The organism is Nostoc sp. (genome assembly GCF_036918015.1).
Classification (GTDB): Bacteria; Cyanobacteriota; Cyanobacteriia; order Cyanobacteriales; family Nostocaceae; genus Nostoc.
Genome location: NZ_JBALEO010000060.1, coordinates 85,938 through 107,448 on the forward strand (window position 1 = coordinate 85,938; position 21,511 = coordinate 107,448).

At 40.2% G+C, this 21,511-nt stretch carries 21 protein-coding genes and 1 pseudogene; 16 read left to right on the top strand and 6 right to left on the bottom strand.

The genetic code is table 11. The features are described from left to right. The first annotated feature begins 108 nt into the window (after positions 1-108). From cysT to V7K61_RS14145, 3 genes are all read left to right on the top strand, one after another. The gene (cysT, locus tag V7K61_RS14135) at positions 109-969 is read left to right on the top strand and encodes a sulfate ABC transporter permease subunit CysT (protein ID WP_335053895.1); all 861 of its coding nucleotides are present in this window, start codon (positions 109-111) and stop codon (positions 967-969) included. After that, on the top strand, positions 956-1,831 hold the full coding sequence (cysW, locus tag V7K61_RS14140) for a sulfate ABC transporter permease subunit CysW (RefSeq protein WP_335053897.1): 876 nt from the start codon (positions 956-958) through the stop codon (positions 1,829-1,831). Before cysT ends, cysW begins: the two co-directional genes overlap by 14 nt. 150 nt (positions 1,832-1,981) lie before the next feature. Continuing rightward, complete coding sequence (locus tag V7K61_RS14145) at positions 1,982-2,248, top strand: NIL domain-containing protein (RefSeq protein WP_289797696.1); 267 nt, start codon at positions 1,982-1,984, stop codon at positions 2,246-2,248. A gap of 130 nt (positions 2,249-2,378) precedes the next feature. Here V7K61_RS14145 and V7K61_RS14150 read toward each other — a convergent pair whose 3' ends face one another. Together V7K61_RS14150 and V7K61_RS14155 are read right to left on the bottom strand one after the other, a co-directional pair. After that, positions 2,379-3,890 carry a hypothetical protein gene (locus tag V7K61_RS14150; protein WP_335053900.1) on the bottom strand — a complete coding sequence of 504 codons (1,512 nt, stop codon included), beginning with the start codon at positions 3,888-3,890 and terminating at the stop codon, positions 2,379-2,381. A gap of 633 nt (positions 3,891-4,523) precedes the next feature. Continuing rightward, on the bottom strand, positions 4,524-5,042 hold the full coding sequence (locus tag V7K61_RS14155; RefSeq protein WP_335053902.1) for a hypothetical protein: 519 nt from the start codon (positions 5,040-5,042) through the stop codon (positions 4,524-4,526). 743 nt (positions 5,043-5,785) lie between these two features. On the opposite strand from V7K61_RS14155, the gene V7K61_RS14160 reads away from it, so the two are divergent. Together V7K61_RS14160 and V7K61_RS14165 are read left to right on the top strand one after the other, a co-directional pair. Further along, the gene (locus tag V7K61_RS14160; RefSeq protein ID WP_335054112.1) at positions 5,786-6,430 is read left to right on the top strand and encodes an NIL domain-containing protein; all 645 of its coding nucleotides are present in this window, start codon (positions 5,786-5,788) and stop codon (positions 6,428-6,430) included. Between the two features lie 123 nt (positions 6,431-6,553). Next, positions 6,554-6,892 (top strand): NIL domain-containing protein, encoded by a 339-nt coding sequence (locus tag V7K61_RS14165; RefSeq protein ID WP_335053904.1) that lies wholly within the window; start codon positions 6,554-6,556, stop codon positions 6,890-6,892. A 6-nt stretch (positions 6,893-6,898) separates the two neighbouring features. On the opposite strand, the gene V7K61_RS14170 is transcribed toward V7K61_RS14165, so the two are convergent. After that, entirely contained in the window at positions 6,899-7,489 is a 591-nt protein-coding gene (locus V7K61_RS14170) for a Crp/Fnr family transcriptional regulator (protein WP_335053906.1), read from the bottom strand. Between the two features lie 196 nt (positions 7,490-7,685). After that, positions 7,686-8,411 (bottom strand): serine O-acetyltransferase, encoded by a 726-nt coding sequence (cysE, locus tag V7K61_RS14175; RefSeq protein ID WP_442936314.1) that lies wholly within the window; start codon positions 8,409-8,411, stop codon positions 7,686-7,688. A 226-nt stretch (positions 8,412-8,637) separates the two neighbouring features. On the opposite strand from cysE, the gene V7K61_RS14180 reads away from it, so the two are divergent. From V7K61_RS14180 to V7K61_RS34120, 3 genes are all read left to right on the top strand, one after another. Continuing rightward, a complete protein-coding gene (locus V7K61_RS14180) occupies positions 8,638-9,108 on the top strand; it encodes an RrF2 family transcriptional regulator (protein ID WP_335053908.1) in 471 nt (156 codons plus the stop codon). An 18-nt stretch (positions 9,109-9,126) separates the two neighbouring features. After that, a complete protein-coding gene (gene cysK / locus V7K61_RS14185) occupies positions 9,127-10,089 on the top strand; it encodes a cysteine synthase A (protein ID WP_335053910.1) in 963 nt (320 codons plus the stop codon). A 140-nt stretch (positions 10,090-10,229) separates the two neighbouring features. Next, complete coding sequence (locus tag V7K61_RS34120; protein ID WP_442936315.1) at positions 10,230-10,454, top strand: DUF3574 domain-containing protein; 225 nt, start codon at positions 10,230-10,232, stop codon at positions 10,452-10,454. Positions 10,455-10,465: 11 nt separating this feature from the next. On the opposite strand, the gene V7K61_RS14190 is transcribed toward V7K61_RS34120, so the two are convergent. Then, positions 10,466-11,176, bottom strand: coding sequence for a cadmium resistance transporter (locus V7K61_RS14190; RefSeq protein ID WP_335053912.1), 711 nt, complete (start codon positions 11,174-11,176; stop codon positions 10,466-10,468). Between the two features lie 240 nt (positions 11,177-11,416). Here V7K61_RS14190 and V7K61_RS14195 point away from each other — a divergent pair, with 240 nt between their 5' ends. Then, positions 11,417-12,079, top strand: coding sequence for a cadmium resistance transporter (locus tag V7K61_RS14195; RefSeq protein ID WP_335053913.1), 663 nt, complete (start codon positions 11,417-11,419; stop codon positions 12,077-12,079). A gap of 50 nt (positions 12,080-12,129) precedes the next feature. Here the strand turns inward: V7K61_RS14195 and V7K61_RS14200 are convergent, their stop codons facing one another. Continuing rightward, the gene (locus tag V7K61_RS14200; RefSeq protein WP_335053915.1) at positions 12,130-12,927 is read right to left on the bottom strand and encodes a sulfite exporter TauE/SafE family protein; all 798 of its coding nucleotides are present in this window, start codon (positions 12,925-12,927) and stop codon (positions 12,130-12,132) included. Positions 12,928-13,577: 650 nt separating this feature from the next. Between V7K61_RS14200 and V7K61_RS14205 the strand changes: the two are divergent. The 7 genes and pseudogenes from V7K61_RS14205 to V7K61_RS14235 form a co-directional block, all read left to right on the top strand. After that, positions 13,578-13,719, top strand: a pseudogene (locus V7K61_RS14205) (NADH-dependent alcohol dehydrogenase); the annotation flags it as partial. Positions 13,720-13,993: 274 nt separating this feature from the next. Beyond that, the gene (locus V7K61_RS14210; protein WP_335053917.1) at positions 13,994-14,581 is read left to right on the top strand and encodes a TetR/AcrR family transcriptional regulator; all 588 of its coding nucleotides are present in this window, start codon (positions 13,994-13,996) and stop codon (positions 14,579-14,581) included. Positions 14,582-14,622: 41 nt separating this feature from the next. Next, positions 14,623-15,066 carry an acyl-CoA thioesterase gene (locus tag V7K61_RS14215; protein WP_335053919.1) on the top strand — a complete coding sequence of 148 codons (444 nt, stop codon included), beginning with the start codon at positions 14,623-14,625 and terminating at the stop codon, positions 15,064-15,066. Positions 15,067-16,419: 1,353 nt separating this feature from the next. Beyond that, the gene (locus V7K61_RS14220) at positions 16,420-17,250 is read left to right on the top strand and encodes a squalene/phytoene synthase family protein (protein WP_099099359.1); all 831 of its coding nucleotides are present in this window, start codon (positions 16,420-16,422) and stop codon (positions 17,248-17,250) included. 34 nt (positions 17,251-17,284) lie between these two features. Continuing rightward, on the top strand, positions 17,285-17,566 hold the full coding sequence (locus V7K61_RS14225; protein ID WP_335053921.1) for a hypothetical protein: 282 nt from the start codon (positions 17,285-17,287) through the stop codon (positions 17,564-17,566). Positions 17,567-17,881: 315 nt separating this feature from the next. Further along, entirely contained in the window at positions 17,882-19,477 is a 1,596-nt protein-coding gene (locus V7K61_RS14230; RefSeq protein WP_335053923.1) for a serine/threonine-protein kinase, read from the top strand. Positions 19,478-20,178: 701 nt separating this feature from the next. Further along, positions 20,179-20,937 (top strand): FHA domain-containing protein, encoded by a 759-nt coding sequence (locus tag V7K61_RS14235; protein ID WP_335053925.1) that lies wholly within the window; start codon positions 20,179-20,181, stop codon positions 20,935-20,937. Positions 20,938-21,511: the final 574 nt, after the last annotated feature.

Genomic DNA, 21,511 nt, shown 5'->3' on the forward strand with positions numbered 1-21,511 from the left:
TCTTTTCTCCAGAATTAAAAGTAGTTGGTCTGTGCTTGAATTACGAATTAGCAATTACGAACACTGGCAAAAAGCTCCTTGTGAATTTTAAATTTTGAATTTTTCACTATGACATCTGTATCTCCTTCTGTGGAAGTTGAACGCAAAACGCCATTCTGGAAGAGATTGGGGCGAGTTCCTTGGACTTGGCGAATTACCATTGCATACCTGACGGTGATGTTGTTTGTCCCCATAGCTGCTATGTTTCTGAAAGCAGCTACAGAACCTCCATCTAGGTTTTGGGCGATCGCAACCAGTGATATCGCATTAGCAACATACAACGTAACTTTTTTTACAGCAATATTTGCCGCCTTACTCAATGGCGTATTTGGAACTCTGATTGCTTGGGTTCTGGTTCGCTACGACTTTCCCTTGAAGCGCTTGATTGACGCCACAGTAGATTTACCATTTGCACTACCAACTTCTGTAGCAGGGCTAACCTTGGCAACAGTCTACAGCGATAACGGCTGGCTAGGTTCGCTACTAGCACCACTGGGAATTAAAGTAGCTTTTACCCGCACGGGAGTAGCAGTAGCAATGATATTTATCTCACTACCTTTTATCGTGAGAACTGTGCAACCCGTGCTTCAAGAAATGGAACGTGAAATTGAAGAAGCCTCTTGGTGTCTGGGTGCTTCTCAATGGCAGACCTTCTGGAAAGTGATTTTGCCGCCTTTATTTCCCACAATTTTGACTGGTGTTGCCTTGGGTTTCTCCCGTGCAGTTGGAGAGTATGGTTCGACTGTAATTATCTCTTCTAATACGCCCTTCCAAGATTTAATCGCACCTGTGCTGATTTTCCAACGATTAGAGCAGTATGACTATTCTGGTGCAACAGTAATTGGCATAGTTCTACTATCAATTTCGTTGGTACTGTTATTGGCAATTAATTTCTTACAAGCATGGGCAAGGCGATATGACAGTAGATAAGCCAAGTTTTCATTCATCTGCATCTGATACACATACGGCCAAGCCTCAAGAGCAGAAGAGTTGGGTGCCAATAGTTTTAATTGGGATAGCGATCGCCTATTTAGCCCTAGTTCAATATATCCCGGCAATTAACGTTTTTGTCCAAGCCTTCAGCAAAGGAGTTGGGCCGTTTCTGTCCAACCTAACGCGACCAGCTTTTCTCCATGCAGCTTGGCTGACACTGTTGTTAGCTGTGATTTCTCTACCTTTAAATACGGTATTTGGTTTATGTGCAGCTTGGGCGATCGCTCGTCATAAATTTCCTGGACGGGCCATAGTTTTGAGCATTATTGACCTACCCTTTTCCATTTCGCCCGTAGTTGCAGGATTAATGATTGTCCTACTTTACGGTCGGAATGGCTGGTTTGGCCCTTGGCTCCAAGCCCATGATATCAAGATTATCTTTGCCTTTCCAGGTATGGTACTGGCTACAGCTTTCGTGAGTATGCCCTTTGTGGCACGGGAAGTGATTCCGGTTTTAGAAGAGTTTGGTAAGGATCAAGAAGAAGCTGCTAGAACACTAGGTGCGAAAGATTGGCAGATATTTTTGCGCGTCACTCTACCTAGTATCCGTTGGGGCTTACTCTATGGTTTAATTTTGACCAATGCCAGAGCAATGGGTGAATTCGGAGCGGTTTCAGTGGTATCTGGCAACATTGCTGACCAAACGCAGAGCCTACCACTGTTTGTAGAAGACGCTTACAAACAATACGAAACTGAAGCGGCTTTCTCTGCGGCTGTACTGTTAGCGTTGCTAGCAGTAGTAACCTTGGTGCTTAAGGAGATTCTAGAACGGAAAACCCGCATTAAAGATGTTGAATAGAAAAATCAAGCAATTGTAGTTATCTTTTTAAATAGGATACAAGCAAATCATGGGACATGGTACGATCTACTTAGTACCTATAAGGAAATTACCGTTAGGGTTAAGAGTAGTTCTGTACCAATCCCGATTAGGGATTGAAATAATTCAGATATGGCTACTGACAATACACTTACCAATAAACGGATTCGACTCAGAATTCCTAAAGATTATCACCAGGAACCTGTTATTTCTCGCCTGGTGTCTGACTACGGACTGATTGTGAATATCACGGCAGCGATTTTGGGAGCCAATGCTGTTGGAGATGGTTGGTTTGACCTTGAACTACAAGGAACAGATGCACAAATTCAAAGCGGGTTAACTTATCTCCGCGATTTGGAATTGGAAGTCTGGGATGATACTAAAGCAAGTGATTGGTAAGGGTTATAGCAACACAAACAGTTTATTTATCTGGTTTTAAGAGAATTGTAACCCGCAGATCCCCGACTTCGTAAAAGTTGTCGGGGATCTTGTTTATCATGAATGATTTAGAATTGCTGTAGTGGTTTGTCTACAAAAGGGTATACCAAGTACCGTTATTATTTTGACGTAAAATACGGTATCTTCCCTCAAGAAATTCTAGCATTCTTGGAAAATTTTTGTTGATAGTAGGCTGCTGAATATAATCAATAAAGATATAAGGAGGCTTAGATGAATCTAACTCTTCTATAAGTTTTGTCCATTGCTCAGGCAGAAAATATTCAAGTGCCCAACCACGTAGTGATGTTGCCTGAGTCCGATTAGAAAAGTAATAAATAGATGGATCGCCAGCTACATAAATCTTACCAGGAAGACTTCCTGGTTGAGAGATAAATTCAGCCTCTGAACGAAGAGACGGATATTTTTCTCTAAAAACAGTCTGATATTTGAATCGTGTATCTTCAGTTAAAGCAAAGTTATTATTAACCAGAACAACACTCTTTTTTATAAGAGTGTGCGATAAAGGTAAGAAAAACAAAAATATTAGCAAGATTGTAGTAAATGGGGAACTCAATTTTTTTAAAGACTCCCATAAAACATCTAATCCTTTAGTTGCTAAAATCCCTAAAGGTATAAACAATAGTAAATAATGGTATTCCCAAAATGCCCCACGTTGTAGAGCAATCACACCCCAAGCAAAAATACACCAAATAACAAGTAGCAAAGTCAATATATTCTTAGACTTACGCAATGATACATCTACTGCAACAGTAGCGGCTAAAAGTAGAGGGTAAAAATTATTTAAGAACCATTTTATTCCTGCAAAAAGCCCACTTGGATCGAACTGGGAATTAGCAACAATCCGAGGTGGATATAAAAAGAATGTTTGATACAAAATTGGTAAACTATTAAACCAAGCAAAATAGCTAACAATAAATAAAATAGGAAATATAATCCCCATAAAAATTGGAACAAATATTTCTACAAAAACTTTTTGAATTGCCTCCCGTTTTATTAGCACAGAATAGATTAACAGAGTTAGCCAAAATGAAAGCAATATTAGCAGAAGTATTAATTTAAATATGAGGACAATCCCACCAATAAAACCTGACAGTAAAAGTAGAAAAAATCTTTGTCTTCCTTCACATTTAAAAGATTGATAAGTCAGCCAAATACAAATGAATAAAGGCAAACCAACCAGTGCCTCCACTTGAGTAAGATGCCAAGGCTGTGAAACCGTATAGTAAACACCAACCGTTAACAAAGGTACTAGACTTGCGATTATCGGATGCTGAAAATAGCTTTTTAGACTCAGCAACAATACTATAGACAGAAACACCATATAAATAAGTTCAAAGAGATGGATGCCAATCTCATTAAAACCAAAGAAAGTTCCTGCCAAAAAGTAAAAGCAAAAAATCCCCGGTTGCTTCACATCCCAAAAATCACGATACAGTAACTTTCCTTGTTGCATCTCCAAACCACCAAGCCGAAAAAATGCTTGATCTCCGTCAAATGGAAAAGGTAAATGTATAAGACCAATAATCACAATCCCAATCAAAACGAGAAAGTCAATTTTATTTAATTTAGTAATATTAATCATGAAACTTTATAATCAGAAATTAACCGACTATCTTATGCTGATTAATATCCTAACAGGGTCAAGAACAAGGTAATTTTAGGATATGAACTTAAAGTTTAAAGTTTTCGCGATCGCACCAGCAATGATCTGTCAGTTTATTAATAATTAGCTCAACTACCAACCAAGTCCTATGTAGTTGCGTGTGGATCGCTCTCGTCCTTGTCTATGTCTTTAATTTAACTAAGTATTAAGAGGTTTTAATCTTTGTGGCGGTAGTTGTATCCGTCCGTGAAGCTGCCGTAATTGGCAATGAAAAGCTATTTCTCTCCTTGCCCCCTTGTAACGCAATATGCATTTCTTTTGTTCCTCCCGCTCCTTGCTACCGTCTATACACAAGTCGGATGTAAAGTAGGTGCATAGGATTTCCAAGAGGCAAAAACTTTAGATAATCTCATCTTAATTCACGCTAATACGATACCAGAAAAGGCATTTGAAGACCTTCGGTTGATAAAAAAGGGGCGGTATTATATGAGGCGATTCCCCAACATCAATCGGTAAATATCTGGCAAATAAGTCGAGTAAATTGCTTAATGAAGGTGGTCTGATTAAATGGGAGCTAAAAATTAAAAATGAAAGTAATACAGTTTATTAAATTTAGCAACGTGACAGCTCACCAGAAGATATTACTATTTTGGAGATGTCTATAGAACTTCCTAGTGATGATTGTGCAATTATATTAATACCTAATAGTCCTTGTCCACCACATGAAGTAGATAGAACAGTAATACAATCTTGCTCCGCAAATCCATTAGAACCGTTAGATGTAAACTGGGTAGTTTTAGGGGGAGATATGTCTTGACCAAGAACACCACCACTAAAGCTATAGGTTCTGCTTAAGCTAGCACCTTTACTCATTGAACTAACTGTAGCACTTCCTTGGTACAGTATCTGTATATCTTTGACAAAGAAACCACTAGGAATAAAAGTCTGAGCACGTAAAATACACCTTTGACGCTGACCCTCGCTTGCACTGATTTGATCCAAGGCGATCGGTAAGGTTATAGGTGCAGATCCAGGAAGCGTATTTGTAACACTACATCCAACCGTTGTTATTGCTCCAAAAGTAATACTAGGTAAATCTTGAGCCACAGTCTTGGTCGCAATAACGTTCATTCCAAAAATTGTAGATATAGACAGTAATACGCCAAATTGTTTAAAGTTCATATAGATTATACTCACGTTATTAAAGTTGTTTAAGACGGTGAATTCTCAAGATAATTAATGCAATACTTGAGCGCCTAAATCTTGATGCTTGATATTAGAAAAAGAATGTGAGGAACTCGTGAATAAATACGGTGCTTATTAAAACTTAAATCTTGTAAACGACATTCCCCAGTTGGAGGGTCAGGTGATGATATTTTAGGGTTTATTCATGTAAGTCCCTAAAAGCTATGTGTAACTTATTCTCTCACAAGAACATCGAACGGGAGCAACGCGATTTGGTGAGGTCGGGTAAAAAAAAAGGATGCGTTCAGTTTTGATTCCAAGATAATGACGATATCAGCAAAGAGACAGATGAAATAAATTCTCAATTCGTTTAGCGTCAAGTACTCTACATAAACTGCTCCTAACTTACGTTAATTTGCTGATTGCTTTTTTGCGAACTTTGTGATATTTTCCTGTAAATAACAATTAAATACATTAAATCTGTAGAGTTGCCGTAGTTAAATAAAAAGCCAGAAATATGAAAATTTCTATGAGGCTGATATTCAACCACACACAGTTGAATTGTAGGGGCACGGCATTAGTAAGATTTTCTGCCAAACCCAAAAATTACGTAGCACTTCGGCATGGTTCGACTCCGCTCACCAGTCGCTCTGTTACCACCGGAGGCATCGCTATTGGAAATTAATCTGATGTCTGAGAGTAAATCTGTAGAACCTGCTTCAGTCCACAGTCGAATTCTTGTGCCTCAACGGTATAACAGGCAACCTGTAATTTCTCGGCTGGTGTCTCGTTATGGTTTAACTGTCAATATCAAAGCTGCATCCCTGACATCCGACAATGACAGCGATGGCTGGTTTGATTTGGAACTTTCAGGAAATCCCCAAAAACTGACAAATAGCCTATCTTACTTGCAAGGATTGGGAGTGAATTTGCTGGAATTAGCGATCGCTAACCAAATTCAATCCAACCAGCACACTCTACCTTTCCCAAATCCAGCTACCAAACTGAGTCCCAAAGACTCTGCATGGTTGACAAATAAATGGCAAGAACAATTCCAGCAATGGATTTCTCTCGGTCAAACCAATCGATTGCGCTTGCAACTGTGCGTCTTAAAATCTTATTACCAAGAACCAGTGATTTCCGAGTTAGTTTCTCGTTATGGACTAACAGTCAATATCACCAGTGCTATACTTCAACCCGATACGCAAGATGACGGCTGGTTTGACTTGGATTTGTGGGGGAGAACAAAGCAACTCTACTCTAGCTTGAGTTATTTAGAAAAACTGGGACTACCGATTTGGCTGGATTTGTCTAGCGTTTATAGCGATCGCTAAGTTAATAATTCGTAATTCGTAATTCGTAATTCGTAATTCAAGGGCAATTTGGCTGGATTTGTCTCGGTAGCGATGTCTACGACGGGCTACGCCTACGCTAATTAATAAAATTACCACTATCCAATGGCAGCACTAAATCACCAAAAAACCAATTCCCAAAACAGATTATCACTAGTTTCTTCAGTTTCTGAAAAAAGCCAAGTCACTCAGATTCGTCTGCGAATACATATTCCCAAAAGCTATCTACAAGCGCCCGTAATTTCGCAGTTAATTTCTGCTTACGGGTTAGTAGTTAATATTACCAAGGCTATGCTACAACCAAATACAGATGGCGAAGGATGCTTTGACATTGAACTGCGGGGAACAGTGGCACAAATTTCTAGCGGTTTAGCTTACCTGGAATCTCTAAACCTTAGAATTGTCGGCAAGCCCAATGCTGACGGCGATAGCTGGTGTTACTGAAATAATCTAAATTTCGTAGTACCAAATTTCTTCTTCTTTTAGGACAATTCGATGTAAGGAGAGACGATCGATCAAGCCCTCTTGTTCAAACTGCCCAAGAACACGAGTGATGGTAACACGAGTTGAACCAAGCATTTCCGCCAAATCTTCATGAGTCAGACGCATATCTATTAAACGTCCCTTCTCAACTTCCGAACCAAACTTTTTGGATAACCATGCCAACAGCTTGATGAGCATAGTATCCACTTTTTTATGGCTACGAATGATCATCAATTCTTGAGCCTGTTGGATATGGGCAAGTAGAGTTTCTGTTAGTTCAGTCCACTCCTCTAGAGGTAAAACTGTTGCCTCCACTTTAGTTAGGCATTCCATCTGATAAGGTTCTAATTTTGACAACCTCTTACCAACGACATCTCCAGGGCCCCACAATCCTAGAGCGACAGTTGTACCATCTTCCAGATAGCTAAAAGTTCTCACAAAACCCGTTTCAATCTTCCAAAGGTCGTTATGATGCTCTGGCAGAAATGACCTACGCGCAAAAAGTTGCTTAGTATTGTTACTGGTTGAACTAGATAAGCTTGTGTACAAAGACACCATATTATATAAAACTATTCTCCGATAAATTAACCGTAGTATTACATTTATATCAGGTTATAAGAACCTATGGGTATTTTAAAGAGGAGAGTTAGGAGTTAGGAGTTAGGAGTTAGGAGTGGGAAGTGGGGAGGAGAAATCAATTCAAAATTCAAAATTAAAGAACTCCTGCCCAATGCCCCATGCCCCATTCCCTAATTTAAATTCCCGCACCATCAAGAAAATCTTCAATCATCCCATCAGAGTTTTTGCTCTTAGGGTTGTCGGTTGGTTCGTCGCCAAGTTCAGTTGGAGACAAACTTGATTGTTCCAACTGCTCAAACTGTTTCTCTAGAGACTTGACACGTTCAAATAAAGCGCGGATGACTTCAGCTTCTACGTCGCGTACTTTATCATGATCCAGAACGTTGCTAGACGAGTTGTTCTGACGAGTTACGCGCCCTGGAATCCCAACTACAGTAGTGTTACTAGGGACATCTCGTAGCACCACAGAACCGGCTCCAATACGGACGCGATCGCCAATTTGAATATTTCCCAATACCTTCGCACCCGCTCCCACAATCACATGAGAGCCTAAAGTTGGATGGCGTTTACCGCTTTCTTTCCCAGTCCCGCCAAGGGTGACACCTTGATAAATCAGAGCATAGTCGCCCACGATCGCAGTCTCGCCAATCACTACTCCCATCCCGTGGTCAATAAACACTCCCTGGCCAATTAATGCCCCAGGATGAATTTCAATTCCGGTTAAAAACCTACTAATATGAGAGATGAATCTTGGTATGAATGGAATTCCAATTTTATACAGCCAGTGCGCCAATCGATGAAACACTAGAGCTTGCAGTCCAGGGTAACAAAACAATACTTCTAGCCAGTTACGGGCTGCTGGGTCACGCTCAAAAATGGTTCGCAAATCAGTTATTAGCATACTCTGTTGAGATTTTTGTTGGTAGGTGAGGCTCTGAAAACAGAAACTCAGGATGATTCCCAGAAAAAGAGCGAGTCCTTATATGGGAATTGTGTAATATCACAATCTACGGTAATTCGATAGAGTATAGTGTTTTTGTGGGTAATAAGTGGGATGCTATCACATTCCACAGTTGAAAAAAATTAATTTCGCATAAACTGCGATAAGTCCCTCAATTCACCGTAGTATGTTGAGTACAGTGTTGAATAGCCAAAACTACGCTCTCTTGGATCTATCTTCCAAAGTGGAATACGCATTGCTGGCACTATTAGAACTGGCAAGCCACCACGGAAAAAAACTTCCTTTAACCATGAGCGAGATCGTTGCCAAGCAACCCATACCTGAGCGCTATCTGGAACAAATTTTGACCAACCTCCGGCGTGCTGGTGTGGTGCAGAGTCAACGCGGCTCTAAAGGAGGTTTCGTTTTAGTTCGGGAACCTTGGCAGATTACAATACTTGAAATTGTCACTTTGGTTGAAGGCGAGCGGAAAGAGAAAGATACCTCTAACTCTCCGACTCTGGAAAAGACTCTGGTTTATGAAGTTTGGGAGCAAGCTAACGCTGCCTCAATTGAAGTTTTGGGTCGTTATACACTCCAAAACTTGTGCGAGGAAAGAGAAACTCGCGCCCAGCAGAGTCCAATGTATTATATTTAGACACGACGGAGTACCCACATGCGGATAGCGAAAGATATCACAGAGTTAATCGGCCGAACTCCTTTAGTTCAATTAAACAAGATTCCCCAAGCTTCAGGAGCGGTTGCTCGGATTGTGGTGAAGCTAGAAAGCATGAATCCAGCATCTTCTGTGAAAGACCGGATTGGCGCGAGTATGGTGGAAGCGGCGGAAGAAGCAGGCTTGATTCACCCCGGAAAAACTGTTTTAGTAGAGCCGACTTCTGGAAATACAGGAATTGCGCTAGCGATGGTGGCAGCTGCCAAGGGCTACCATCTCATTCTAACGATGCCTGACACAATGAGCCATGAAAGACGATCGATGCTCAAAGCTTATGGCGCTCAATTAGAGTTAACGCCAGGGGTAGAAGGTATGCGAGGAGCGATCGCTCATGCAGAGGAGCTTGTAGCTAAAACGCCCAATGCCTATATGTTGCAGCAGTTCCGCAACCCCGCCAACCCGAAAGTTCACGCCGAAACCACAGCCGAAGAAATTTGGAATGATACCGATGGAGAGGTAGATATTCTCGTGGCGGGAGTGGGTACTGGTGGGACGATTACGGGAGTTTCAGAAGTTATTAAAAAACGGAAGCCGAGTTTTCAAGCGATCGCAGTTGAACCCAGCAACAGTCCGGTATTAACAGGTGGTAAATCAGGTCCTCACAAAATTCAAGGTATTGGCGCGGGATTTATCCCAGCAATTTACCGTTCAGAACTGGTAGATGAAGTGATTCAGGTAGCAGATGAGCAAGCGATCGCTTACAGCCGTCGCCTCGCAAAAGAAGAAGGATTGCTATCGGGGATTTCGACTGGCGCTGCTTTATATGCGGCTATTCAAGTAGCACAACGGCCAGAAAATGCAGGTCGCCTAATCGTCATGATCCAGCCTAGCTTCGGCGAACGCTACCTCAGCACCTCACTATTCAAAGACCCAGAGGAGAATGAGTGGTTGAGTAAAGTTTGATTCAGGTGGGGTCTGAATCCCCATCAATTAAGCCCAAAATCCTTGTTAGAGACGCATTAGCACAGCAGGAGGTTAGCGTAACCCAATCCAATTTCGCGTCTCTACAGGTCTAACCTCTACTCAGTCTCGCCTCAGCCTGATTGAGCAAGTTATATCAGGTTTCTAATAATGATTTTCAAAGATTTTTAAATAATGTCGTTACCCCTCTTTTTCCAGATGGGTTAACTGTTTTCGATACCAATGGACAGTATTTAGACAGCACAGGCACTATTTTCGGAGAAAAGTCTAAGAGTATTTCCTTGTTTTTTAACTATACTCAGCAAAACAAAAACGTTTTCCTCCTGCCTTCCTCGATAAAAATCTAAAATTGGCTCGTTTATCTACTAGAATTTTCGCCAATTTTATCGGTAATTTCATTGTTTTTCACCAAAATCATCAAACAGATACTACTAGCAGCGAGCTTTATTGGACTTAAAGCTTCACTTTTTAATACAATAAAAACGCCTAATCCGATCAGAACGAAAGGTACAAGATAATTAACATAGTGAGTCAATACATCAGCTATGACTCTATTGTTAATTAATTTGTATGCTACGTAGCACCAAACTCCTAACAAGAGAAAAAATAATCCGATAATTACCAAAAAGCTCTCTAAGTTGCAGCTAGCAAATAAAGGCACGTAGACACTAATATTATCGCTACCATTGGCAATTGTAACGGCTGCCACACTATAAATTTGTGGAGAAAAAAAGCTAGTAATTGTTGATGCTTCGGCTTCTTCTGTGGCAGCTACAATTTCTTTTGATGAATCTTCTTCCCGATTCACTAAGCTACTGATACCTATAGACATTGGTAGTAAACCAAGTAATCCAATCCAGTTTTTTGATAAAACTAACCCACCAAATAAACCCGGAAGACTAAGGATTAACAGAACTGTAAAACCGAGAAACTGACCAGCAACTATATGCCGAGGGCGAAAGTTAGCATTTATTTGAGAAAAAAACAACAATAGAATGACAATATCATCGATGTTAGTAGCAATGAATGCAATTGCCCCTGTAGTAATTGCAGTAACTAACTCGTTCATATTTTAAGATAAAGAAGAATTGAGGAGTCAGTAATAATTACTGTGTCATTTTAAATCTAAGTTGTACCAGAAGGTTAAAATAATTCGTGATTGATAATGACGCGCGAGTATTTCGTCAATAATTACGAATTACGTTAGCGTAGCGGTAGCGAGAAACGAGCGTCATTACGAATTACGAATTACGAATTACGAATTAGTGAATTTGGTATGGTGGTAAATCGTAGATTCTAAAAATCCAGCATGAGTCAGCTAGGGACAGCCTTCAGTGAAGGGATAATTGCCTTCATCGCCACTAACATAGATGACATCATTATCTTGTTAATATTTTTTTCACAAATAGATGCTAATTTTCGGCGGCGGCATATCTTACTTGGTCAATATCTGGGTTTTTCAGCCATTATCATCGCTAGCTTACCAGGATTTTTTGGTGGATTGGTCATACAGCGAGAATGGATAGGATTGCTAGGATTGCTACCAATTGGTATTGGGATTCACCACTTAGTATATAAAGAAGAAGATACTATAACAGTTCAGACAGTCAGTAGTGATTTTAACCAGCCAACATCTACTAACCCGGTATTGTCTTTTATTTTGAGTATTTTGCATCCCCAAACCTATAAAGTGGCAGCAGTAACGATTGCAAATGGTGGTGACAATATAAGTATATATATCCCTTTATTCGCTGGTCATGACCTTGCCAGTTTGGGAGTAATTTTAGGTATATTTTTTATCATGGTAGGGGTTTGGTGTGCGATCGCTTATTTTTTAAGCCGTCAACCTACCATTGCTAATATTTTAAGTCGCTACGGTAACGCTGTTGTACCTTTTGTGTTAATTGGCTTGGGTCTGTTCATTATGTATGAGCGAGGTACATTCACTCTACTGCCTTGGATCAGAAGTTAATCAATATTGGATGTTGAATGCTGGATTTGGAATTGAAAATTTTAAATTGGTTACACCTGATGAACTAATTTCCAACTTACCATCATCAAAATGGCATAAATGATAAACCTTAGTGGGCGTTGCGGAGCTACCTGACAGATTTTAGCGCCTAGTAACACCCCAGGCACAGAGCCTAGCCATATAGGCAGTACCAAACTCCAATCAACTGTTCCCAAGCTGAGATGACCAAGGGCTGTAAACAGCAGTAAAATCGCTGCGTGTGAAATATCTGTACCCACTAACTTTCGTGCATCAAGACGGAAAAACCCAATCAGCACTAGGGCAAACATTGAACCTGATGAGACGCTAGTTAGACCGACAAAACAGCCTAAAATTGCTCCCAAGGTGATTGTTATAAATCGACCAAAGTTGGTTTCTAAATCTAACTTTGGCAGTTCGGGTAAATTAAATTTGGGGAAAAAAGTCAATAACAACAATTGCACTAGTGCTAAGGCTGTGACTAGCAAAATCATCCCGCCAAGCAAACGGAGCAAGATATTATCTAGGTTATATTCACCTGTATGTTTAATAAAGTGCAAAATCCCCACTCCAAACAATGAGCCTGGAACACTTCCAAAGGCCAGCCATTTGACAACTTCTGTGTCGAGGGTTTTCTGTTCCCAATGCTTGACGCTACCAACAATTTTCATCAAGGTGGCCGCCACAACATCAGAACTCACAGCGATAGAAGGCGGAACCTGAAAAATAAAAATCAACATTGGGGTGATGAGAGACGCTCCACCAATTCCCGTCAAACCAACGATGATTCCAACAAAAAAGCTTAAGAACGGTAGTAATAGATAGTGCATACTCTTCGGGGGTTTCAACAATTAGTTATCAGTTATCAAAGTCCTGTTGAGTCTCCCACTTCTATAAGTGAGCAGCGTCGGTAAGGGTTAATTAATTCCCCAAACGAAGCCTTGATAACTGTTCACTGACTTAACTACGAGCAGTTAGAGAGCAGCAACTCAGCCAAACTATAGCCCAGTGGTAGACAGGGCTAGTTATGACAAGTTATTGCGTTTCTCAAGGATTCCTGGACAACTTAAAACCTGTGTGGAAGTTTTTGTAAGCATGACGACTGGCGTTTAGCTCAAACAGACTTTGATAACTGCTTATTGGTCAGTCGCTCTGCTCAACTCAACTTCTAACTAGGTTTTTCTACAGTTTTACATATAAAACCACGTAAGGCGATGCACTTACCGTATTTTACTCGTAAGTATGATTAAACGTCTAGCGTATTCGCGTTGTATATTGTTCAATTATCTGGATAATACACCGCAGTCAGTCAAACTCCCTACGGACTGGTTTCTCAAAAAATTACCTACAAGTTAGTAAGCATAGGGATAATACCAAACTTTGTAGAGACGCGATATATCGTATTATGCTGCAATTAGGCAACATCCTGAAAGTGATTACAATACTCAAGGTCAATTCCGATTCCCTAGTTTAATGACTCATGGAAAACTTTGTTTTTTGCAATCCAGTCAAAATCCTGTTTGGCAAAGGTCAAATCGCCAACATTGCTGCTGAAATTCCTGATAATGCCAAAATCCTGATTAATTATGGTGGGTAGCATCAAAACTAACGGCGTCTATAACTAGGTGAAGTCTGCATTGGCAAACTTTGGCTATAGCCAATGCCTAGTACCGCAAGGCGGAATTAAAAATTAAAAATTAATACAGCGTAAGCATTTCATTGGTTTTGAATGGGTGGTTTATTTACGCCGTACTGTACTAGTTCTGTACCCAGTGCTGAAAAAAACTTGACTTACAAGCAACTATCATGATAATTTAAATAAAACCATTCGGTCGGTAATATTTTATTTACAGCAATTTTCAATTTAATAAACTCCCTACTATCAAAATCGCTGTAATGTCCAAAGGCGAAGAAACAAAAACCAGAATTCTTGAGCAAGCAGCCGAACTGTTTAATCAACAGGGGTATGCAGGTTCATCGATGTCAGACATTATGCGTGTAACTGGATTGCAGAAAGGAGGAATTTACAATCACTTCCAAAGCAAAGACGATCTCGCACTACAGGCTTTTGATTTTGCGATCGCTCGCATTAAGCAGCATACTAGATTTGCATTACGAAGCAAATACCATGCAGTAGAACGTCTGCAAGCAATCATTGGGGTGTTTAGTAGCTTCGCAGAAAATCCACCGATTAAGGGAGGGTGTCCACTGCTGAATACTGCTGTGGAAAGTGATGATGCTCATCCGGCGTTGCGAGAACGTGCTCAACAAGCCATGAACTCTTGGCTACATCTAATTTGTCGAATTATTGAAAAAGGAATTGAAAAGGGTGAAATTCGCCCGGAAGTGAGTGCTGATGAAATCGCTACCATCATAATCGCAACACTAGAAGGAGGCATAATGATGAGCAAGCTTTATGGAGATTCAATTCATATCCATAGGGTAATTAATCACCTGAATCAATACTTGAAAACTTCTCTTTAATTGAACAGACCGAGCAGTATTAAAAAATATCAAAAGAAATAATGCTAGTAAATAACAACTTACACAGACCATTTGAAGTAGTATTAGCAATTCCTGTCAAAACATACGACATTGATTTTATGGGAATTGTGAGCAATATCGTATATATCAGATGGTTAGAGGATTTACGTCTAAAGTTTTTAGATGAACATTGGCAACTCAATCAACAAATTGAACAAGGATATACACCAATTCTAGCTGGAACAGAGATTGAATATAAACGTCCAATAAAAATTATTGATCGAGTGATTGGACGTTTATGGCTGAGTGGTTTAGGACGCTTAAAGTGGACTGTGCAAGCTGAAATTTTATCTAACAATGAGTTAGCAGCAGTGGCTAGCCAGAAGGGTGGTTTTGTCAGTCTGCAAAATAATCGTCTTATTCCCATTCCAGAGGAATTACAGAAAAAATATTTACAGTATCAACAAGGGATTCAGAAAATTTAATAATTAGGAATACTTCGATATTTTTTTAATTCTTTACAGACTGTTCGGTTTGTTTTTGTGTAAACATAATCTGGACTATAATACAATATAATTCAGTTAAGCATTTCTTTCTTCTCTTTGCGTCCTTCTCTGACGAGACGCTGGGCGTTGGCGGAGCCTCTCGCAGAGAAGGCGTCCTTGGCGGTTCGTTAAAAAAAATTGGATTTGACAAAGAGTTTTAGGCTTAACTGAACCGTATTGGACTATAATATCGATTCTTCACGAATACGCATACAAAGAACCCCACTGCCTGCGGCACTTCCCCTTGGTAAGAGCAGATTGGGAGTGGTCAATCTAAAAAATTATTAATTTCTTGATGCTTACCCTTAATCCCCTCTTCGCATCAGGGCTAGTGTGTACACAAGTCGAAAAAAGCTCGATTTCCTAAGCTGTCGCGCATTTAAATTTGATAATTTAGCGCCAGAAAACGTTTCCTGTATTAGATTGTCTTGTAAAACTAGATGCCGAACAACTTATTGTCCTCTCATTCCATACTCTGCATGGGAATGAGAAAGACCTCATCAAGCTTAGGTTTTTAGGGCTTGTGTGCACTGTAGACAAGCGGGGAGTGGAGACGAAGTGTAGCTTAAGCTCTTTGGGGTTATTGGGGTTTAATAAGCAATCAAGCGGACATGAGATGAGAGGCTAAATATTCACAAATATTGTGTTGAGTGGGTAAACAGGCAATTTTTTTATTGTCAATCTCGTAAATATACGGGAACTTCTTGTTCTAAGTTTTGGTCACTTTATGTCACTTTGAACAGCAAAGCGGTTCTGACTCCAATAAATTAGGTATAGTTCAACTCAGGCATTGCAGCCTTATATGTCGTCCAATTTAACTGACCCTAACTCTTCGGTAAACCACTGTACCCATCCAAAGGTATGTACAAATGCTGTTATCCGTTGTCAGCTTTTCCTGAATTGTCTTTATATATACAATAATTACACTTTGTTAGTCAGATTAACGCAGACTTAAAGCACTTTCAAATCTCTAAAATGGATGTTTGCTTATGGAAAAATTTCGTCATATCTAACCAAATATTACCATAATTCTTTATATCTATACTAAAAGTTTATGAAAGCTATATCAAACGACACTTCAAACACTTTTGCACCCAAAAACCTCTATACTAGACTAGACTTTGATAAATTTCAGAGTTTTGTTAATTGCAATACCAAAAACTATCAATTTTTAGATGAAATACTAGCGTATCTTATAGTCTATAGTTTTTAAGGTTTAGTCAAAACTATATCCAGTATCATCAAAAAACTGCAAACTTCATGTGGTGCAAAAATCAAGTGGGGAGTGAAAACATGAATTTACGTAGAGATGCATTGCAAATCCTCAAAGAAACTAGCCGAACTTTTTATATCCCAATTAGTGTTTTACCGCCAGGATTACAAGAAGCAGTAGCATCAGCATATTTGTGTATGCGTGCCATTGATGAAATTGAAGATCATCCCGAACTAGATAACGCTACTAAAGCAAAGCTGTTAAGAACCATTAGCCTGACATTACAGGCAGGAGTTGATGGCTTCGCGGTAGATGCTTTCTTTGCAGGATTTAGTGGGTATGAGAATTCATTAGAAGAAGTCACTTTGAGGATTAGAGAATGGTTACTGCTAGCACCAGACACTATTGCACCTCGAATTTGGGATGCCACTGCTGCAATGGCAGACCGGATGGCTTATTGGGCAGAAAAAAACTGGAAAATTTATACAGAATCTGATTTAGATCGTTATACCTTTGGAGTTGCAGGTGCAGTGGGACTGTTACTTTCTGATTTATGGACTTGGTATGATGGAACACAAACGAACCGTACCCAGGCGATTGGTTTTGGTCGGGGTTTACAAGCAGTTAATATCCTGCGTAACCATACTGAAGATTTGGGGCGTGGAGTGGAATTCTTCCCAGAAGGTTGGAGTGCAGAAAATATGCAAGAGTATGCCCGACGCAATATCGGGCTGGCCGAAGCTTATATCAAAGACCTTCCTACCGGGCCAGCCTTAGATTTTTGTCAAATCCCCTTCACCTTGGCAAACGGCACTCTTGACGCCCTTGCTAATGGTAAAGAGAAACTCAGCCGCAGTGATGTTTTTGCACTTATCGAACAGATGACTAGTGTGAACATGAAAGCTAGCTAATAATCTCTTAACGACTAATGGAGATGATTCTAAATTGCCTCCAAATTTGGGCAACCAAAATCCTACAGTGACTTTCTGTAGGGTAGCCAGTGCGGTCTTCTCTCCTGGCATTAGTCTCTCCCTTTGGGAGACGCTACGCGTAGCTTGCTTCCACAAAGTGGTACGAGAGGCTTGTCTGCGACACGCACTCGCGTTCGCCAACGGCATGGCTTCTCTTCTTAGGCTGCGCCAACGCTTTGAGCGAGTCCGCGAGCGTCGTCTGGGGTTTCCCCAAATTAGTAACTGGCGTTGGGCACTGCCCTCCAATACCTTTTAATACCAATTCTTCCATGCAAAAATCAGATTAAAGCTGATTTTCTGAATGGTATAATAGCGCGATGAACGTCACAAGCCTTGAGAGAGCGTGATTAGGAATTAGGAATTGGTAGAAAGTAGCATAAACAGTATTTGCCTATGTTAAGTATAATAAATAATCTTGTTTAGCCATCGCTTTAGGTAATCTCAGTTAAACTTTAGGAACTCTTCAAACGATTTCCAGCAGAAATTACCTTGCAAGAGTTGATTAATGTCTAAATAATTGAAAGGGAGTATAACACTCCCCGTGATTATTCGTGCAGCGAGTTGAGAGTGCATGAGCTACTGCTTAAATCCTACCTGTTCCAATCCAGAAAATTTGGTATATAACCAAAGGTGTCAGTCTTGTGGCTCGCAACTACTGTTGCGCGATCGCTATCAGGTGATCAAACCATTAGGTCAGGGCGGCTTTGGAGCGACCTTCCTAGCCAACGATCAAGGCTTACCAGGAGAACCGAGTTGCGTAATCAAACAATTACGCCCATCAGGAAGCGCCCCACACGTTTTACAGATGGCCAGAGAACTCTTTGAGCGAGAAGCCAAAACTCTAGGTAAGATTGGCAATCATCCCCAAGTACCAAGATTGTTAGACTATTTTGAAGATCACGAGCAATTCTACTTAGTTCAAGAATATATTAGTGGTGACACCTTGCAAGAGGAGGTCAAACATAACGGCATCTTGAGCGAAACCGGAGTCAAGCAATTTTTGAGCGAGACTTTGCCACTGTTACAATACATCCACGATCAAAAGGTGATTCACCGTGATATCAAGCCAGCCAACTTAATCCGCCGCACTCAAGATGCCAGAATGGTACTTATCGACTTTGGTGCCGTCAAAAACCAAATCAGCCAAGGTGCGACAGGCCCATCAGGACAGACAGCATTAACTGCGTATGCAATTGGTACTCCTGGTTTTGCACCTCCAGAGCAAATGGCTATGCGTCCAGTCTACGCCAGTGATATTTATGCATTGGGGGTAACATGCATTTATTTACTGACTACCAAAACTCCTAAAGATTTAGATTACAATCCCAACACTGGTGAGATGATGTGGGAGCAGCTTGTGCAAGTGAGCGATCACTTGGGCAATGTGTTACGAAAAATGTTAGAGGTGTCTGTACGTAATCGCTATCAGTCAGCGGCAGAAGTTCTCAGAGCATTGGAAATAGAACCATACTTAGATAGTTTAGCCAAGGGTTTGCTGATTAAATCCGATCATGGATCTAAAGAGCGAACACATAACTACCTGGAAAATTCTGCTGTTTTATGTAACAACCCGGCTGCTACCAGTACTGGAGTGGCACAGGTAGCGGCAGCGATTCGTGCTAGACGAGCCAAGGCAGCAGAAGCTGCGGGATCGCACCAGGGTTCTGGGATGGCCAAATCAACGAGTTTCAGTAGCAACAGCAATAGTTCACAAGGTCAAAATTCTAAAGTTGGGCGAAAGTTAGATACCCAAGGTTTATTAACAGCTTATCTGAAGGGAAGACGAGATTTTGCCTTACACAATTTAAATTTGCTAAATCTGCAAGGTGCTGATTTATCTCAAACCAATTTCCATTCTGCTCAATTGCAAAAAACCAATCTTCAGGGAGCTAATCTTCACAATAGTGACTTTGGCAGAGCCAGTCTGACTCGAGCAAATCTTAAGGATGCTAATTTGAGCAAAGCATACTTTAACCATGCTGATTTAGAAGGAGCAGACCTGCGAGGGGCAGACCTTAGCAATGCTTATCTCAGCAATGCTAACCTCCGAGGAGCTAATTTGTGTGGTGCTAATCTCACCAGTGCCAAAATTTCAGATGAGCAGCTAGCACTAGCAAAAACAAATTGGATGACCGTGCGCCCCAATGGGAAACGAGGCTTGTTGTAATTTTAAAGTAGTAATTTTAAAGTATGAACTACCCTAACCTATAGACGGATGGGGTTTCCCAATTCATCGGGAATAGCCTCTCTTGTCGCTGTAGTTCTATCCGAATATGCTCCTATATTAGATTCTAAATTATCCTGGCGGATGAACCCTTTTTATTGAAATAAATTATTTTAGATTAGCAGAATAGCCTCAACTCACTGCTTTTAAGCTCTCCATTTTTATTAACAATTTTAAAAAACTTATTTTATCAGAATCACAATGCTGAACTTTTCTCCCTTCTGGGAAAATTATCCCTGAGTCTTCTCGATAAAAACTTAGATTCATTCAGAATTGACCAAATATGTATAATGTTTAGGTTCAGCCATAGCTATCACTTTCATGAATATTAAGAAATATCCAAATATCTAGCAGAAATACGTAGATGTTTGTTAATTCTTCATGAAATCTTTATGATTTTTATCTGTTACAAATAACAAATGATTATTTACAATAAACAATAAAGCATCATAATAATTTTCTAAAGGTATTTACATGCTTTTCATGGCTATAAATAACAGGGAATCTAAAATTTCTAAAATAGAATGATCCTAAACCACTAAATTTTTTAGATGGCAGCAAAAAGCAAAAAATCAATTATTCCTGATTGTCGGCTGGAGATGTATATTACAACCGACAATCAGGTAGTATAAGGTTTACGTATAATGACTGACTTTGCACAAACGGAAATAGAACGGCGATTAACTTTATATCAAGTATTTCTCAAGTTGTATGAACACCACAGCAACCTTTTAGATGAAATTCTTCAGCTAGAAAACCTATCTCAACCGTCGTTGAGGAGAGTCAAGACGACGGGTTACGTACATGGTGTAGTGGATAGTGCTGCTGTTTATTTGATGACTAACTTGGGCGACAATCAGACTCAGAGTTTACGACAGCCACAACAAATCTGGACGATAGGTCGTAATCGCACCAGTGGTATTTGCATTGCTGACAATCATCTGTCTCGTCGCCACGCTGCTATTCAGCATATTGACGAGCAAGGCTTTTACTTAATTGATTTCAACAGTACCAATGGCTCGTTTGTGAATGGTAATCGCAGTGTTAGGCCGATTAAGCTCAAAAATGGCGATCGCATCCGTCTAGGAAATATGACTTTTGATTTTTTTGTGACTTCTACCTACCGCGTTCTGCCAACTGTTGCAATGGATTTATTGATGCAGCTTGTGCATCGAAAGAATAATCATACAGTAGATATACTTACTTATTCCCAGAATAGACAAAAATCTCTAATTGAAAAACCAGATTCTAATTTAGAGGCGTTCAGAAATTTCGGCATAGTTGACAAGCTTGAAAATTTTTATGACAACTTCAGTTCGGAACAGAAATCAGAAATTTTAGACCGCCTATTTACTACACAAATACCGTCTAATCCCAACCAGCTAAAAAATTGGAACTTCTAGCAGTTTTCAATTGCTTCAGGAGTGCTGTTAGCGTTAGCGTGACACTTAGTCTGTTAGTCTGTACTGAGTAAGAAGGTAAGGTTTGGTGAGGCAGACAAATAGTGAAAGTTAAAAGGGAACTCGTCAAAATATATAAAAAAAATTAAGAATGTGATTAAATATCATAGCAATCATTTTGGAGTGGCATCTCTAGGTAACAATAAAAAGAAAGCAATTCAGAGATTGAGTGACTAAGTTACGCTCTATCCTGTAAACAGGAGGATACTCAAGGTCTACCAGCAGTAGCAACAGTGATAGAGATGTACTCCGGTTATGTGGCTCACCAGTACGCGTCTACGGCAAAAAAAACCCCCAGTGGGTGTTAGCCTACTAGGGGAGTTAGTTATCAGGGTGCATCTACCAATTAAGTGTTCTCAGGTTGAAGACCATAATCAGGATAAATTTGTACAAAGGTGAGTTATTTTTTAAATAAAAAAACCCCCAGTGGGTGTTAGCCTACTAGGGGAGTGAGTTATCAGGGTGCATCTACCAATAATCTTTTCTAGGGGTAGCCAGCATCTTCCGGGAAAAATGA